15 protein-coding genes are annotated in these 14,847 nt (G+C 72.8%); 7 read left to right on the forward strand and 8 right to left on the reverse strand.

Annotated features, from left to right (window positions below; translation table 11 throughout):
- The first annotated feature begins 90 nt into the window (after positions 1–90).
- Both typA and RF640_RS15485 read left to right on the forward strand, forming a co-directional pair.
- Positions 91–2,004: a translational GTPase TypA gene (typA, locus tag RF640_RS15480; protein ID WP_017833398.1), complete on the forward strand. Its 1,914-nt coding sequence runs from the start codon at positions 91–93 to the stop codon at positions 2,002–2,004.
- Between the two features lie 37 nt (positions 2,005–2,041).
- Positions 2,042–3,397 (forward strand): PIG-L family deacetylase, encoded by a 1,356-nt coding sequence (locus RF640_RS15485; protein WP_368797188.1) that lies wholly within the window; start codon positions 2,042–2,044, stop codon positions 3,395–3,397.
- A gap of 35 nt (positions 3,398–3,432) precedes the next feature.
- Here the strand turns inward: RF640_RS15485 and RF640_RS15490 are convergent, their stop codons facing one another.
- Positions 3,433–3,723, reverse strand: a complete 291-nt coding sequence (locus RF640_RS15490; RefSeq protein WP_229588650.1) for a hypothetical protein — start codon at positions 3,721–3,723, stop codon at positions 3,433–3,435.
- A 71-nt stretch (positions 3,724–3,794) separates the two neighbouring features.
- Between RF640_RS15490 and fdxA the strand changes: the two genes are divergently transcribed.
- The 4 genes from fdxA (at position 3,795) to RF640_RS15510 (ending at position 7,198) form a co-directional block, all read left to right on the forward strand.
- Entirely contained in the window at positions 3,795–4,127 is a 333-nt protein-coding gene (gene fdxA / locus RF640_RS15495) for a ferredoxin (RefSeq protein WP_017833401.1), read from the forward strand.
- Positions 4,124–5,269, forward strand: a complete 1,146-nt coding sequence (gene dapC, locus RF640_RS15500) for a succinyldiaminopimelate transaminase (protein WP_368828350.1) — start codon at positions 4,124–4,126, stop codon at positions 5,267–5,269. Before fdxA ends, dapC begins: the two co-directional genes overlap by 4 nt.
- 164 nt (positions 5,270–5,433) lie before the next feature.
- Positions 5,434–6,732, forward strand: a complete 1,299-nt coding sequence (locus tag RF640_RS15505; RefSeq protein WP_017833403.1) for a citrate synthase — start codon at positions 5,434–5,436, stop codon at positions 6,730–6,732.
- A gap of 100 nt (positions 6,733–6,832) precedes the next feature.
- Complete coding sequence (locus tag RF640_RS15510) at positions 6,833–7,198, forward strand: hypothetical protein (protein ID WP_017833404.1); 366 nt, start codon at positions 6,833–6,835, stop codon at positions 7,196–7,198.
- Positions 7,199–7,218: 20 nt separating this feature from the next.
- Here the strand turns inward: RF640_RS15510 and galE are convergent, their stop codons facing one another.
- From galE to dapD, 3 genes are all read right to left on the reverse strand, one after another.
- Positions 7,219–8,241: a UDP-glucose 4-epimerase GalE gene (galE, locus tag RF640_RS15515; protein ID WP_017833405.1), complete on the reverse strand. Its 1,023-nt coding sequence runs from the start codon at positions 8,239–8,241 to the stop codon at positions 7,219–7,221.
- Positions 8,242–8,276: 35 nt separating this feature from the next.
- Positions 8,277–9,200, reverse strand: coding sequence for a hypothetical protein (locus RF640_RS15520; protein WP_035927419.1), 924 nt, complete (start codon positions 9,198–9,200; stop codon positions 8,277–8,279).
- 133 nt (positions 9,201–9,333) lie between these two features.
- The gene (dapD, locus tag RF640_RS15525) at positions 9,334–10,299 is read right to left on the reverse strand and encodes a 2,3,4,5-tetrahydropyridine-2,6-dicarboxylate N-succinyltransferase (protein ID WP_031282996.1); all 966 of its coding nucleotides are present in this window, start codon (positions 10,297–10,299) and stop codon (positions 9,334–9,336) included.
- Between the two features lie 63 nt (positions 10,300–10,362).
- Between dapD and dapE the strand changes: the two genes are divergently transcribed.
- The gene (gene dapE / locus RF640_RS15530) at positions 10,363–11,460 is read left to right on the forward strand and encodes a succinyl-diaminopimelate desuccinylase (protein ID WP_232035274.1); all 1,098 of its coding nucleotides are present in this window, start codon (positions 10,363–10,365) and stop codon (positions 11,458–11,460) included.
- A gap of 6 nt (positions 11,461–11,466) precedes the next feature.
- Here dapE and RF640_RS15535 read toward each other — a convergent pair whose 3' ends face one another.
- The 4 genes from RF640_RS15535 to RF640_RS15550 all read right to left on the reverse strand — a co-directional run bounded on the left by RF640_RS15535 (position 11,467) and on the right by RF640_RS15550 (position 14,796).
- Positions 11,467–12,339, reverse strand: coding sequence for an amino acid ABC transporter permease (locus RF640_RS15535; RefSeq protein ID WP_017833409.1), 873 nt, complete (start codon positions 12,337–12,339; stop codon positions 11,467–11,469).
- A complete protein-coding gene (locus RF640_RS15540) occupies positions 12,339–13,025 on the reverse strand; it encodes an amino acid ABC transporter permease (protein ID WP_017833410.1) in 687 nt (228 codons plus the stop codon). The genes RF640_RS15535 and RF640_RS15540 overlap by 1 nt, the downstream gene beginning before the upstream one ends.
- A 134-nt stretch (positions 13,026–13,159) precedes the next feature.
- Positions 13,160–14,014 carry a glutamate ABC transporter substrate-binding protein gene (locus tag RF640_RS15545; protein WP_017833411.1) on the reverse strand — a complete coding sequence of 285 codons (855 nt, stop codon included), beginning with the start codon at positions 14,012–14,014 and terminating at the stop codon, positions 13,160–13,162.
- Positions 14,015–14,067: 53 nt separating this feature from the next.
- Positions 14,068–14,796, reverse strand: coding sequence for an amino acid ABC transporter ATP-binding protein (locus RF640_RS15550; RefSeq protein WP_031282997.1), 729 nt, complete (start codon positions 14,794–14,796; stop codon positions 14,068–14,070).
- Positions 14,797–14,847: the final 51 nt, after the last annotated feature.

Below are 14,847 nucleotides of genomic sequence, written 5' to 3' on the forward strand. Positions count from 1 at the left end.
TCCCTCCGGGTGCGCGGCGGCGCCCCGGCCGCACCCATCGGGAGGGCTGCACCTCCCCCCGCATCTCCACCCGAAGAGAGACCCACGCGTATGCCTGTCACCTCCACCACCGCCCAGCGCGCCGACCTCCGCAACGTGGCCATCGTGGCCCACGTCGACCACGGCAAGACCACCATCGTGGACGCGATGCTCCAGCAGACGCACGCGTTCTCCGCCCACGGTGAGGTCGAGGAGCGCGTGATGGACTCCGGTGACCTGGAGCGCGAGAAGGGGATCACGATCCTCGCCAAGAACACCACGGTGTTCTACGACGGTCCCTCCGCCGAGGGGGAGACCATCACCATCAACGTCATCGACACCCCCGGCCACGCCGACTTCGGCGGCGAGGTCGAGCGCGGCCTGTCCATGGTCGACGGCGTCGTGCTGCTCGTGGACGCCTCCGAGGGCCCGCTGCCGCAGACCCGCTTCGTGCTGCGCAAGGCCCTCGAGGCCAAGCTGCCCGTGATCCTCGTGGTCAACAAGGTCGACCGCCCGGACGCCCGGATCGAGGAGGTCGTGCACGAGTCCATGGACCTGCTGCTGGGCCTGGCCTCGGACATCTCCGAGGACGAGCCGGACCTCGACCTGGACGCCGTCCTGGACGTGCCCGTGGTCTACGCCGCGGGCCGTGACGGCCGGGCCTCCCTGACGCAGCCCGAGAACGGCGGCCTGCCGGACAACGAGGACCTCGAGCCGCTGTTCGCGACGATCATCAAGCACGTCCCCGCGCCCTCCTACGACCCCGAGGGCGTGCTCCAGGCGCACGTGACCAACCTGGACGCCTCCCCGTTCCTGGGCCGTCTCGCCCTGCTGCGCATCTTCAACGGCACCCTCAAGAAGGGCCAGACCGTGGCCTGGGCGCGCGCGAACGGCGAGCTCAAGAACGTGCGGATCTCCGAGCTGCTGGCCACCAAGGGCCTGGACCGCGTCCCGGCCGACTCCGCCGGCCCCGGCGAGATCGTGGCCGTGGCCGGGATCGAGGACATCACCATCGGCGAGACCCTCACCGACCCGGAGAACCCGCAGCCGCTGCCCCTGATCACGGTGGACGACCCCGCGATCTCCATGACCATCGGCATCAACACCTCCCCGCTGGCCGGCCGCACCAAGGGCACCAAGGTCACGGCCCGCCAGGTCAAGGACCGCCTCGACAAGGAGCTCGTCGGCAACGTCTCGCTCAAGGTGCTCCCCACCCAGCGCCCCGACGCCTGGGAGGTCCAGGGCCGCGGCGAGCTGGCCCTGGCGATCCTGGTGGAGCAGATGCGCCGCGAGGGCTTCGAGCTGACCGCGGGCAAGCCCCAGGTCGTGACCAAGACCGTCGACGGCAAGGTGCACGAGCCCTACGAGCACATGACGATCGACGTCCCCGACGAGTTCCTCGGCGCCGTGACCCAGCTGATGGCCGGGCGCAAGGGCCGCATGGAGGCCATGGCCAACCACGGCACCGGCTGGGTGCGGATGGAGTTCAAGGTCCCCGCCCGCGGGCTGATCGGCTTCCGCACCCGGTTCCTCACCGAGACCCGCGGCGCCGGCATCGCGTCCTCCTACGCCGACGGCTACGAGCCGTGGGCCGGGGACATCGAGTACCGCACCAACGGCTCGATGATCGCCGACCGCGCCGGCGTGGTCACCCCGTTCGCCATGATCAACCTGCAGGAGCGCGGGTCCTTCTTCGTGGAGCCCACCTCCGAGGTCTACCAGGGCATGATCGTGGGCGAGAACTCCCGTGCCGACGACATGGACGTGAACATCACGAAGGAGAAGAAGCTCACCAACATGCGTGCGGCCTCCTCCGACACCTTCGAGAACCTCACGCCCCCGCGCAAGCTGACCCTCGAGGAGTCCCTCGAGTTCGCCCGCGAGGACGAGTGCGTGGAGGTCACCCCGGACGCCATCCGCATCCGCAAGGTGATCCTCGACGCCAACGAGCGGATGAAGGCGCACCGGGCCCGGGCCCGCGCCTGACCTCGGACCGCAGCATCACCGCGCAGCAGGCCCGGCCGTGACCCAGCCCGTCCCGTACTACCCCGAGCAGGGCGTCCTCGTGCGCGAGGACGCCCTGCCGGGACTGCTGCCCCCGGGCCTGCGCCCGGAGGACGCCCGGCTCCTGTTCGTGCACGCCCACCCCGACGACGAGTCCATCGCCACCGGCGCCACCATGGGCCGCTACGCGGAGCTCGGCGCGCGGGTCGTGCTGCTCACCATGACCCGCGGCGAGCGCGGCGAGGTCATCCCCGAGCCGCTGCACGCCCTCGAGGTCGGCCGGCCGGGGTGCACCGACGACGGCACGGCCCTGGGCCGCCACCGGGTCGGCGAGCTCGACGACGCCGCGGCCCGCCTGGGCGTGGCCGAGCGCTTCTTCGCGGGGGAGCCCCCCGCCCTCGACCCCGCCGTGGGCTTCGCCGGCGGCACGGGCCACTACCACGACTCCGGCATGTCCTGGGGCCCGGACGGGCGGGCCGCCCCCGCCGAGGACTCCTCGCCGCACAGCCTCACCGCGGCCGCGGCCGACGAGGCCGCCGCCCACGTCGCCGCCGCGGTCCGGGCCGTGCGCCCGCACGTGCTCGTCACCTACGACGACGACGGCGGCTACGGCCACCCCGACCACGTCCGCACCTCCGCCGTCGCGGTGCGCGGCGCCGAGCTCGCCGCCCGTCCGGGCGCGGACGCCGACGGGGAGCCCGTCGACCCCTGGCGCACCCCCCTCGTGTGGGCCGTCGAGGGCGAGGCGCGGTCCGAGGACCCGCGGCCGCAGGCCGCGGTGCACGGCTCCGCCGGGCGCAAGCGGGACGCCATGGCCGCCCACGCCACCCAGCTGGTGCTCTCCGGGGACGGCTCGCGCTTCGCCCTCTCGAACGGGGTGTGGCAGCCCTTCAGCGCCCTCGAGACCTACCGGCTGCTCGCCGGGGACCCGGACGCGGTCGCCGCGGAGGAGGAGACGCCCGGTCGCGCCCGGGCCTCCGTGCTCTCGGCCCTCGTGACGTCCGTCGCGGCCGGGGCCGTGGCGGCGTCCGTGGCCACGGTCCTGCACAGCGCCGTATGGTACGCGCCCGCTGGGTGGTGGCTCCCGTGGGGCCTGCTCTTCGCGACCGCCCTGCTGCTCAGCGTGTCCCTGTGGGTCGGCACCGCGACCCGCCGCGTGTGGGCCGCCGCCGTGCCGGGGCTGACCGGCTACCTCGTCTCCTGGCTGTTCGCCTACGGCGGGGACGGCTCCGTGATCGTCGTGACGGACCCCGGCACGCCCGTGGGGATCCTGGGCCTGGCCTGGTTCGGGCTCGTCTTCGTGACGACCCTGCTGGCCGTGCTCGTCACGGCCCGGTGGCTGCGCGCCCGGCGGCGCAGGACCGGCGCGGGCTGAGCCCCGCGGCGCCCGACTGCCGCAGTGCCCGGTGCTCAGGCCCCTCGGGGCCGGCGCCGCGGCGGCGCGGGCGGGACCACCCGGGCGGCCCGGATCCCGCCGGCGCCGATCAGCACGTCCCCCCGGCGGGTCCGCACCGTGACGGACTCCTCGTCCGCGGCCAGCAGCTCGCCCAGGGCGTCGGTGAGCGGCAGCCCGGAGGCGTCGTCGGCGGGCAGGGCGTAGCGCACGCTCACGCGCGTACCGGCGGGCAGGCCGGTGAGCAACCCCAGCGCCGAAGATGACGTCCCGGACGGCGATGTTGAGCCGGATGTCGGATGCTCCATGGCTGTCATCCTAGCCAGGGCACCGTGGCTAGACTGGTCGAAGCAATCCCAGGAGAAAGGTTCAAACCGCCGTGACCTACGTCATCGCCCAGCCCTGTGTCGACGTGAAGGACAAGGCCTGCGTCGAGGAGTGCCCCGTCGACTGCATCTACGAGGGGGAGCGCTCGCTCTACATCCACCCCGACGAGTGCGTGGACTGCGGTGCGTGCGAACCGGTGTGCCCCGTCGAGGCCATCTACTACGAGGACGACACCCCCGAGGAGTGGGCCGACTACTACAAGGCGAACGTCGAGTTCTTCGACGACCTCGGCTCGCCCGGTGGCGCCGCGAAGCTCGGCAACACGCACACGGACCACCCCATGATCGCGGCGCTGCCCCCGCAGAACCAGGACGTCGCCCTGTGACGCAGGGGGACCGTTCCTTCGGCCTCGCCCTGCCCGACTACCCGTGGGACACGATGGCCCCGTACCGGGCTGTCGCCGCGGAGCACTCCGGTGGGGTCGTGGACCTGTCCATCGGCACGCCCGTGGACCCCACGCCCCTGGTCGTCCAGGACGCGCTGGCCGCCGCCGCCGACGCCCACGGCTACCCGACCACCCACGGCACCCCCGCCCTGCGCGAGGCCGTCGTCGCCTGGTACGCGCGGCGCCGCGGCGTGACCGGCCTGGACCCCGCCGCGGTCATGCCCACGGTCGGCTCCAAGGAGCTGGTCGCCTGGCTGCCGCTGCTGCTCGGCCTGCGCCCCGGCGACGTCGTCGTGCGGCCCACGGTCGCCTACCCGACCTACGACATCGGGGCCCAGCTGGCGGGCGCCGAGGCCGTGGCCGCGGACGACCTCGACGAGCTCGACGACGACGTGCGCTCCCGCGTGCGCATGGTGTGGCTGAACTCGCCCGCCAACCCCACCGGCATCGTCCGGGACGCGGCGTCGCTGCGGCGGGTGGTCGACCAGGCCCGCGCCCTCGGGGCCGTGGTCGCCTCCGACGAGTGCTACGCCGAGCTCGGCTGGGGCGCCTGGGACGTCCAGCAGGACGGCGCCCCGGTCCCGTCGGTGCTCGACCCCCGGGTCAGCGGCGGGGACCACTCCCTGCTGCTGTCCGCGTACTCCCTGTCGAAGCAGTCCAACGCCGCCGGCTACCGGGCCGCGTTCCTCGCCGGCGACCCCCGGCTCATGGCGAGCCTCGTCAACTCCCGCAAGCACGCCGGGATGATCGTGCCCGCCCCGATCCAGGAGGCCATGCGGGCCGCCCTGGGCGACGACGCCCACGTCACCGCCCAGAAGGCGCTCTACCGGTCCCGCCGCGAGCGGCTCGTCCCCGCGGCCGAGGCCTTCGGGCTGCGGGTCCAGCACTCCGAGGCCGGGCTCTACCTGTGGTGCACAGCGGGGGAGGACACCTGGACCACGGTGCAGCGCTTCGCGGAGCGGGGCGTCGTGGTGGGCCCCGGGGTGTTCTACGGCACGGCCGGCGAGGGGTACGTGCGCCTCGCCCTGACCGCCACCGACGAGCGCATCGACGCCGCCGCGGAGCGGCTCGGCCGCGCCTGACACGGTCCCCGGCGGCGCCGGGATTGGTCGCGGCGCGGACGGAGCAGGTAGGTTGGACCCTGACGATCGCTGTGTCCCGGGACACGGCCGTGCTGCGCCGACGGTGGCGCCCGGCGCGGCGACCACGGGCACCGGACACCGACATCCACTCGCGGAGGACGAACATGACTGAGTCTGCACAGAAGACCGGGACGGCCCGGCTCGACTACGGGAACGGAAGCCCCCTCGAGCTGCCCCTCCAGGACGCCACCGAGGGCAACCGCGGCTACGCGATCACGAACATGCTCAAGGAGACCGGCAACGTCGCCTTCGACCCCGGGTTCATGAACACGGCGAACGCGCGCTCCGCCATCACCTACATCGACGGCAACAACGGCATCCTCCGGTACCGGGGCTACCCGATCGAGGAGCTCGCCCAGCACTCCAGCTTCATCGAGACCGCCTACCTGCTCATCTACGGCGAGCTGCCCTCGCCGTCCGAGCTCGAGGACTTCGACACCCGGATCCGCCGGCACACCATGGTCCACGAGGACCTCAAGAGCTTCTTCAACGGGTTCCCGCGCAACGCCCACCCGATGCCCGTGCTGTCCTCGGCCGTCTCGGCGCTGTCCACGTTCTACGGGGACTCCCTCGACCCGTTCGACCAGGAGCAGGTGGAGATCTCCACCATCCGCCTGCTCGCGAAGGTGCCCACCCTGGCCGCCTACGCCTACAAGAAGTCCAAGGGCGAGCCGATGCTCTACCCGCAGAACGACCTCAGCTACACGGAGAACTTCCTGCGCATGTGCTTCGGCGTGCCCGCCGAGGACTACGAGATCGACCCGGCCATGGCGAAGGCCCTGGACGTGCTGCTGATGCTGCACGCGGACCACGAGCAGAACTGCTCCACCTCCACCGTCCGGCTCGTGGGCTCCTCCCACGCCAACATGTTCGCCTCGGTCTCCGCGGGCATCAACGCCCTCTACGGCCCGCTGCACGGCGGCGCGAACGAGGCCGTGCTCGCGATGCTCAACCGGATCGAGACGCAGGGCGTGACGCCCGAGGACTTCATGGAGCAGGTCAAGAACAAGGAGTCCGGCGCCCGGCTCATGGGCTTCGGCCACCGGGTCTACAAGAACTACGACCCCCGGGCCCGCATCGTCAAGGACTACGCCCACGAGATCCTCGAGAAGCTGGGCGGCAACGACCAGCAGCTCGAGATCGCCATGCGGCTCGAGGAGAAGGCCCTCGCCGACGACTACTTCGTGGAGCGCAAGCTCTACCCGAACGTCGACTTCTACACGGGCCTCATCTACAAGGCGATGGGCTTCCCCGAGAAGATGTTCACCGTCCTCTTCGCGATCGGCCGGCTGCCCGGCTGGATCGCCCAGTGGCGGGAGATGATCGAGGACCCGGAGACCAAGATCGGCCGCCCGCGCCAGCTCTACGTGGGCGAGGGCGAGCGGCACTACCCGCAGCGCTGAGCAGTCCCGGCACCGGCGGACGCCGGGCCCGTCCCCTTCGCGGGGCGCGGGCCCGGCGTCCGCCGTTCCGCGCCGGCGCCCGCCCCGGTAGCGTGGTCGCATGAGCGAGCAGCGGCACACCCCGGACCGGATCACCGAGCTCGGCCCGGACGACGTCTTCGTCTTCGGCTCCAACGCCCGGGGCGCCCACCTCGCGGGCGCGGCGCGCACGGCCGTCGAGCGCTTCGGCGCCGTCCCGGGCCGGGGGCACGGCCTGCAGGGGCGCTCGTACGCGATCGACAGCATGAGCGGGCTCCCGGAGCTCGAGCGGGAGGCGGCCGCGTTCGTGGCCTTCGCCCGGGAGCACCCCGAGCTGACGTTCTGGCTCACCCGGGTGGGCACGGGCATCGCCGGCCACGACGAGCGGCGGGTGGCCGCCCTGTTCGCCGACGCCCCGCCGAACGTGGTCCGGCCCCGGGGCTGGTGAGCCCCGGGCCGGACCGGCGCTCAGGCGCCCGCGGCGTAGCCCTCGGGGTTGCTCCGCTGCCAGTTCCAGTGGTCCCGGCACATCGTGTCGAGGTCCCGGTCGGCGGACCAGCCCAGCTCGGCCAGGGCCGTCGACGGATCGGCGTAGGACACCGCGGCGTCGCCGGGCCGCCGGTCCGTGATCTCGTAGGGGATGCTGCGCCCGGAGGCCCGCTCGAAGGCGGCGTGCACCTCGAGCACCGAGTAGCCCTTGCCCGTGCCCAGGTTCCAGGTGCGCACCCCGCCGTGCTCGGTGATGTGGTCCAGGGCCCTGAGGTGCCCGTCGGCGAGGTCCACCACGTGGATGTAGTCGCGCACGCCCGTCCCGTCGGCGGTCGGGTAGTCGGCGCCGTACACCTTCAGCTTCTCGCGCCGGCCCACGGCCACCTGGGCGATGAACGGCAGCAGGTTGTTCGGCACGCCCGAGGGGTCCTCGCCGATCCGCCCGGACTCGTGGGCGCCCACCGGGTTGAAGTAGCGCAGCAGGGCGACGTTCCAGGACGGGTCCGACGCGGCGAGGTCCACGAGCATGTCCTCGATGTGCTCCTTGGTCCGCCCGTACGGGTTCTGCGCGTCCATGGGCTGCTTCTCGGTCAGCGGCATCTCCTCGGGGGCGCCGTAGACCGTGGCCGAGGAGGAGAACACGATGGACCGGCAGCCGTGGGCCCCCATGGCGTCCAGCAGGTTGAGGGTGCCGGCCACGTTGGTGCGGTAGTACCACAGGGGCAGCTCCGCCGACTCGCCGACGGCCTTGAGCCCGGCGAAGTGGATCACGGCCTCCGGGCGGTGCTCCGCGAACAGGGCGTCGAGTCCCGCGGGGTCGAGGAGGTCGACCTCCGCGAACGCCTCGACGGCGCGGCCCGCGAGCTCCTCGACCCGCTCCAGCGAGGTCCGCGAGGAGTTCGCGAGGTTGTCCATCACGACGACGTCGTGCCCGGCCCCCAGCAGGGCGAGGACGGTGTGCGAGCCGATGTAGCCGGTTCCCCCGGTGACGAGAATCTTCATGGCCCCAGCGTATCGGCCGGGCCGCGGCGGTCCCGTCAGCGGCTCGCGAGGACCACCACGACGTCGTCGGGCGGGGGAGCGCCCTCCGGGTGCGCCTCGGCGGCGTCCACCCACCCCGGGGCGGGCGCGAAGCGGGCGGTGCGCTGGTCCGCCCGGACCCAGCTGCGCCCGTCGAAGGACACCTCGGCGACGCCCAGCGCGTCCGCCTGCGCGACCGCCCAGTGCGCCGCGGCCCAGCCCGCCGGCTCCCCGGGCGCCGGCACGACCACCCGGTCGCCGTCCGTGCGCGGGGCGGGCACCGCCGTGCGGAACGCGTCGCGGAGGGCGTCGGCCGCCCGGCGCGGGTCCCCGGGGTGCTCGGGGTCGTGGAGCACGCAGTTGAGCGAGCCCTCCGTGGCGCCGGTCAGGCTGCCGGCGAAGGCCCGGGCGAGGCCCTCGTGCCGCGCGTACGCCTCGGGGTGCCCGGAGCGCTGGACCGCCTGCGCGGCGTCGGTGACGGACATCGTCCGGTAGTCGAGCTCGGCGAGGCCGTCGTAGAAGGCGGCCGTGGCGTGGGCCGGGTCCATGATCTGCTCGACCGTGCCCCAGCCCTGGGAGGGGCGCTGCTGGAACAGCCCCACGGAGTCTCGGTCCCCGTAGTCGACGTTGACCAGCTGCGACTCCTGCATCGCGGTCGCCAGGGCCACGACCGCCGCGTACGGGTCGGTGCCGCGCGCCACGGACTCCGCGGTGATCAGGGCGGCGTTGGCGGACTGCTCCGCGGACAGGGCGTGCCGCTGCCGCTGCCCGTCCCCGTCCGTGCTCGCGACCACGCACCGGGGCTCCCCGGCAGAGGGCCGCCCCGCGCGCAGCTCCACGGCCACGAGGACCCCCGCCGCGAGCACGGCGCCGACGAGCAGGAGCACGAACAGCGGCAGCCGCAGCGACCTGCTGCGGCGGCCGGGGACGGGGGAGGACACGGGCGCTCCTGGGCGGACGGGAGGACGGGCGGGGGGCGACGGGCGGGCAGGGACGGGTGGACGGGCGACGCCGCGCAGGGCGGGGCGGGCCCGTCCTGCGCGGCGTCGGGCGGCGGGGCGGGGCCCGACGCGCTCAGTTGGCGTGCAGCGCCGCGTTGAGCTCCACGGTCCCGCCGGCGCGGGGCAGCACCTCGACGGCGCCGGTGAGGGAGTTGCGGCGGAACAGCAGGTTGGACAGGCCCGAGAGCTCCGAGGCCTTGGCCGTGGACCGCTCGCCGTCGGAGTGCACGCTCACCCGGGTGCCGGCGGTGACGTAGAGGCCGGCCTCGACCACGCAGTCGTCGCCGAGGGAGATGCCGACACCGGAGTTGGCGCCGAGCAGCACGCGCTCGCCCACGGTGATCCGCTCCTTGCCGCCGCCGGAGAGGGTGCCCATGATGGAGGCGCCGCCGCCCACGTCCGTGGCGTCGCCCACGACCACGCCGGCGCTGATCCTGCCCTCGACCATGGACTGGCCCAGGGTGCCGGCGTTGAAGTTGACGAAGCCCTCGTGCATCACCGTGGTGCCCTCGGCGAGGTGGGCGCCGAGCCGGATCCGGCTGGCGTCGCCGATCCGCACGCCCGCGGGGACCACGTAGTCCACCATTCGCGGGAACTTGTCCACGCTGTGCACGGTCACGTGCCCGCCGGAGGCCTTCATCCGGAGCAGCGCGAAGGTCAGCTCCTCGGCGAGCACGGGCCCGCGGTCCGTCCAGGCGACGTTGGCGAGCAGGCCGAACACGCCGTCGAGGTTCAGGGTGTTGGGGCGCACGAGGCGGTGGGAGAGCAGGTGCAGGCGCAGGTAGGCGTCCGCGGCGTCGGCGGGCGCGGCGTCGAGGTCGATCGAGGTCTCGACGATCTCGCTGCGGACGTTGCGGTCGGGGTCGGCGGTGGCCGCGAGCCGCAGGTCCGCGTCGAGGGAGGTGTCGACCGCGTCGGAGAGGGACGGGGCGGGGTACCAGACGTCGAGGACGGTGCCCTCCTTGGGGCCCGAGGCCACGACGGTGGCCAGGCCGAGTCCGGAGGCGGGACGAGAGGTGGAAGAAGTCATGGCCTCCATCCTACGGGGGACGCCGGGACGGGGCCGACGGGCGGCTGCGGCCTCCCCGTTATGCTGGCAGCCATGATCGCACCGGAGCTGGACCTCGCCGCGGACCCCGCCGACCTGACGGCCGCCCTCATCGACATCGCGTCCGTCTCGGGCTCGGAGGGTCCCCTGGCCGACGCCGTCGAGGCCGCGCTGCGCCGGCTCCCGCACCTCACCGTGCACCGGGACGGGGACGCCGTGGTGGCGCGCACCGACCTCGGCCGCGCCGAGCGGGTGGTGCTCGCCGGCCACCTCGACACCGTGCCCCTGCCGACCGCGCCCGGCGCCCGGGGGACCGTGCCCGCCACGTGGACGGGGGCCGACGGCGACCGGGTGCTCTACGGCCGGGGTGCCACCGACATGAAGGGCGGCGTGGCCGTCCAGCTCGTCCTGGCCGCGGCCCTGACGGCGCCGAACCGGGACATCACCTACGTCTTCTACGACCACGAGGAGGTCGACGCCGACGCGAGCGGGCTGGGCCGGCTCCAGCGCCACGCCCCCGAACTGCTCGAGGCGGACTTCGCGGTGCTGCTCGAGCCCACCGACGGGACCGTGGAGGGCGGGTGCAACGGCACGATGCGCTTCCGCATCACCACCACCGGCCGTGCCGCCCACTCGGGGCGGTCCTGGATCGGGGAGAACGCGATCCACAAGCAGGCCGACGTCCTCGCCCGTCTGGCGGCCTACGAGCCGCGGACCGTGGCGGTGGAGGGGCTCGAGTACCGCGAGGGGCTCAACGCGATCCGGATCGGCGGCGGCGTGGCCGGCAACGTGGTCCCGGACACCGCCCACGTGGAGATCAACTACCGCTTCGCCCCGGACAAGAGCCCCGAGGACGCCGTGGCGCACGTGCGGGAGGTGTTCGCCGGCTACGAGATCGAGCTCACGGACCTCTCCCCGGCGGCGCGCCCCGGCCTGGACCGTCCCGCGGCCGCCGCGTTCGTGGCCGCGGTGGGCCAGGAGCCCAAGCCCAAGTACGGCTGGACGGACGTGGCCCGCTTCTCGCAGATGGGCGTGCCCGCCGTGAACTTCGGCCCCGGCGACGCCCTGCTGGCCCACACGGACGACGAGCACGTGAGTGCCGACGCGGTCCGGGAGTGCTGCCGGGCCCTGGCCGCGTGGCTCACGGCCTGAGCGGCGTCAGACGGTCGTCTCCTCGGCGGCCATGGGCCCCTCGGCCGGCTTGGTCCGGCCCGCGGTGCGGAAGCTGAGGAACCGCGACAGCCACGCGGCCAGCAGGGTCAGCAGGTAGTTGATGAGCACGAAGACCAGCGCCACCACGAACAGCGTCTGCAGGATGTTGCCGTCCCCGGAGCCCAGGCGCCGAGCGCTCGCGAGCAGCTCCGGGTAGGTGATGATGTAGCCCAGCGCGGTGTCCTTGAGGATCACCACGAACTGGCTGACCATCGAGGGCAGCATCGCGGTGAGGGCCTGGGGGAGCTCGATCATCCGCAGGGACCGGGAGGGCGTGAGCCCGATGACCAGGCCCGCCTCGCGCTGGCCCTTGGGCAGCTGGTGCACGCCGGAGCGGATGAGCTCGGCGATGACCGACCCGTTGTAGAACATCAGGCCCAGCACCACGGCCCAGAACGGCACGTTGGCGGGCTCGACCAGGCCGGCGCGGCCGATGCCCAGGTAGAAGAAGATCATCATCACCAGCACGGGCACGGCCCGGAAGAACTCGACCACCACGGTGCAGACGAAGCGCACCGGGGCCAGCTGGGAGAGCCGGCCGAGACCGAAGACCAGGCCGAAGGCGATCGAGAGGGCCACCGCCAGCAGCGCGGCCCGCAGGGTCTCCCACAGCCCCGGGAGCAGGAAGTTCTCCCAGGCCCGGGCGGTGAGCAGCGGGGTCCACCGGTCGGCGTCCAGCTGGCCCTGCTCGGCGAGCGCGCCGAGCACGACCCAGGCGAGCGCGGCGATCAGCAGGACTCCCGCCACGTTGAAGAGCAGCGTGAGCCGGCGGGCACGCGGCCCCTGCACGTCGAAGAGGACGTTCTGGGTCTTGGCCATCAGCGCTTCACCGCCAGCTTCCGGGAGGCCCAGGTGGTCAGCAGGCCCACCGGGACGACGATCAGGACGAAGCCGAGCGCCACCACCAGGAAGATCGCGATGATCACGTCCGGGCGGAACTCGATCATGGTCTTCATGAGGGAGGAGATCTCGGTGACCGACGCGGCCGCGGCCACCGTCGTGTTCTTCGTCAGGGCGATCAGGGTGTTGCCGAGCGGGGTGATCGCCCCGCGCAGCGCCTGCGGGAAGACGATCAGCCGGGCCGCGGGCAGGAAGCTCAGCCCGATGGCCCGGGCCGCCTCGGCCTGCCCGGCCGGCACCGTGTTGACGCCGGAGCGGATGGCCTCGCAGACGAAGGCCGCGTGGTAGAGGCTCAGGCCGATCACGGCGTAGAGGAAGAAGTTCCGGTTGAAGTCCGAGGAGAGGTTGATGCCGAGCTGGCTCCACACGCCCAGGACCAGGAACACGAGGATGATCGTCAGCGGCGTGTTGCGGAACAGGTTCACGTACGTGGTGCCGAGCAGCCGCAGGGACGCGATGGGTGAGATGCGCATCAGGGCGATCAGGGCGCCGAGGACCGCCGAGCCGATCGCGGCCCAGAAGGTCAGCTGCAGGTTGACCCAGAACGCGCCCGGCACGTCGTACTGGGCGAACAGACTGGCGAAGTCGGTCAGATAGTCGTTCACGGGAGCTCCCGGGGATCGGGCAGGTCCTGGGTCACGGAAGGCCCCTTCGTCGCGGATCGGTCGGCGTGCTGCGCGGTCGCGGTCCCGTGGCCGGCCGGTCGCCGGCCGGCCACGGGGTGCTCACGCGTCCGGGGTCACTCGCCGCAGGGCTCGGGCTCCGGCGGGTTGAGCTCGGCGTTGTAGGTGTAGTCGGCGCCCTCGGTGTTGGCCGTGACGGCCTCCTCCCAGGCGCCCTCGTCGATCATCTTGGTGATGGCCTCGTTGACGGCCTCGCACTGGTCGGAGCCGTCGGGCAGGCCCACGCCGTAGCGCTCCTCGGAGAAGGTGTTGCCGACCACCTTGAACTTGCCCTGGTTGGCGTCGGTCGAGGCGAGGCCGGCGAGGATGATGTCGTCGGTGGTCACGGCGTCCACCTGGCCGGACTCGAGCGCCGTGAGGCAGTCGGCGTAGCCGGGCTGCTCGACGAGGTTGGCGCCGGGCTGGTCGTCCTTGACCTTCTGCGCGGAGGTCGATCCGGTCACCGAGCACAGGTTCTTGCCCTCGAGGTCGTCGGGGCCGGCGATCGAGGAGTCGTCGGTGCGCACCAGCAGGTCCTGGCCGGCCACGAAGTAGGGGCCGGCGAAGTCCACGGTCTGGTCGCGCTCCTCGGTGATCGAGTAGGTCGCGAAGATCATGTCCACCTGGTCGTTGGAGAGCATGTTCTCGCGGTTGGCGGAGGGGGACTCGACCCACTCGATCTGGTCCTCGGAGTAGCCGAGCTCGGTGGCGACGTACTTCGCGACGTCGACGTCGAAGCCGGTGTACTCGCTGCCGTCGCGGTAGCCGAGGCCGGGCTGGTCGAACTTGATGCCGATCCGCACGGACTCGCCCGAGCCGCCGCCCTCGCCGCCTGCACCGGACCCGCCGTCGTCGCCACCTCCGCACGCGGTGAGGGTCAGGGCCGCGGCCGCGGCCATCGCGGCCAGTCCGAGGGGCTTGCTGCTGCGCATGGTGTGCTCCTTGCTGTGGAGGTGGTGGCGTGGGTCGGAGGGTCGGGGGACGGTCAGTGGCCGAGGATCTTGCCGAGGAAGTCCTGGGCGCGCTCGGAGCGGGGGTTCGTGAAGAACTCCTCGGGGGTGTTCTCCTCGACGATCATGCCGTCGGCCATGAACACCACGCGGTCGGCGGCCTTGCGGGCGAAGCCCATCTCGTGGGTGACCACGATCATCGTCATGCCCTGCTTCGCGAGGGCGACCATGGTGTCGAGGACCTCGTTGATCATCTCGGGGTCCAGCGCGGAGGTGGGCTCGTCGAAGAGCATCACCTTCGGCTCCATGGCCAGGGCGCGGGCGATGGCGACGCGCTGCTGCTGGCCGCCGGAGAGCTGCGCGGGCAGCTTCTCGGCCTGGTTGTCGACCCCCACCCGGGTCAGCAGCTCCATGGCCTGCTTCTTCGCCTCGGCCGCCGACCTGCCCCGCACCTTGACGGGCCCCAGGGTCACGTTCTGCAGGACCGACTTGTGGGCGAAGAGGTTGAAGGACTGGAAGACCATGCCGACGTCGGCGCGCAGCTTCGCGAGGGCCTTGCCCTCCTCGGGCAGCCGCTTCCCGTCGATCAGGATCTCGCCGTCGTCGATGCTCTCGAGCCGGTTGATGGCCCGGCACAGGGTGGACTTGCCGGAGCCGGAGGGGCCGATCACGACCACCACCTCGCCGCGCTTCACCTCCAGGTTGATGTCCCGGAGCACGTGCAGGTCCCCGAAGTGCTTGTTGACGTGCGTCATGCGGACCAGGGCCTCGGCCGTCCCCGCGGTGGAGGAGGCCGGAGCGGCGGCCGGCGGAGT

The organism is Kocuria sp. CPCC 205231, assembly GCF_040980965.1.
GTDB classification, from domain to species: Bacteria; Actinomycetota; Actinomycetes; order Actinomycetales; family Micrococcaceae; genus Kocuria; species Kocuria rosea.

What these genes read in the sequence shown, in the direction of transcription:
- typA (WP_017833398.1), top strand. Translation starts at nt 91, where the DNA reads ATGCCTGTCACCTCCACCACCGCCCAGCGCGCCGACCTCCGCAACGTG.
- RF640_RS15490 (WP_229588650.1), bottom strand. Translation starts at nt 3,723, where the DNA reads ATGGAGCATCCGACATCCGGCTCAACATCGCCGTCCGGGACGTCATCT.
- RF640_RS15505 (WP_017833403.1), top strand. Translation starts at nt 5,434, where the DNA reads ATGACTGAGTCTGCACAGAAGACCGGGACGGCCCGGCTCGACTACGGG.
- RF640_RS15510 (WP_017833404.1), top strand. Translation starts at nt 6,833, where the DNA reads ATGAGCGAGCAGCGGCACACCCCGGACCGGATCACCGAGCTCGGCCCG.
- galE (WP_017833405.1), bottom strand. Translation starts at nt 8,241, where the DNA reads ATGAAGATTCTCGTCACCGGGGGAACCGGCTACATCGGCTCGCACACC.
- dapD (WP_031282996.1), bottom strand. Translation starts at nt 10,299, where the DNA reads ATGGAGGCCATGACTTCTTCCACCTCTCGTCCCGCCTCCGGACTCGGC.
- dapE (WP_232035274.1), top strand. Translation starts at nt 10,363, where the DNA reads ATGATCGCACCGGAGCTGGACCTCGCCGCGGACCCCGCCGACCTGACG.
- RF640_RS15535 (WP_017833409.1), bottom strand. Translation starts at nt 12,339, where the DNA reads ATGGCCAAGACCCAGAACGTCCTCTTCGACGTGCAGGGGCCGCGTGCC.
- RF640_RS15545 (WP_017833411.1), bottom strand. Translation starts at nt 14,014, where the DNA reads ATGCGCAGCAGCAAGCCCCTCGGACTGGCCGCGATGGCCGCGGCCGCG.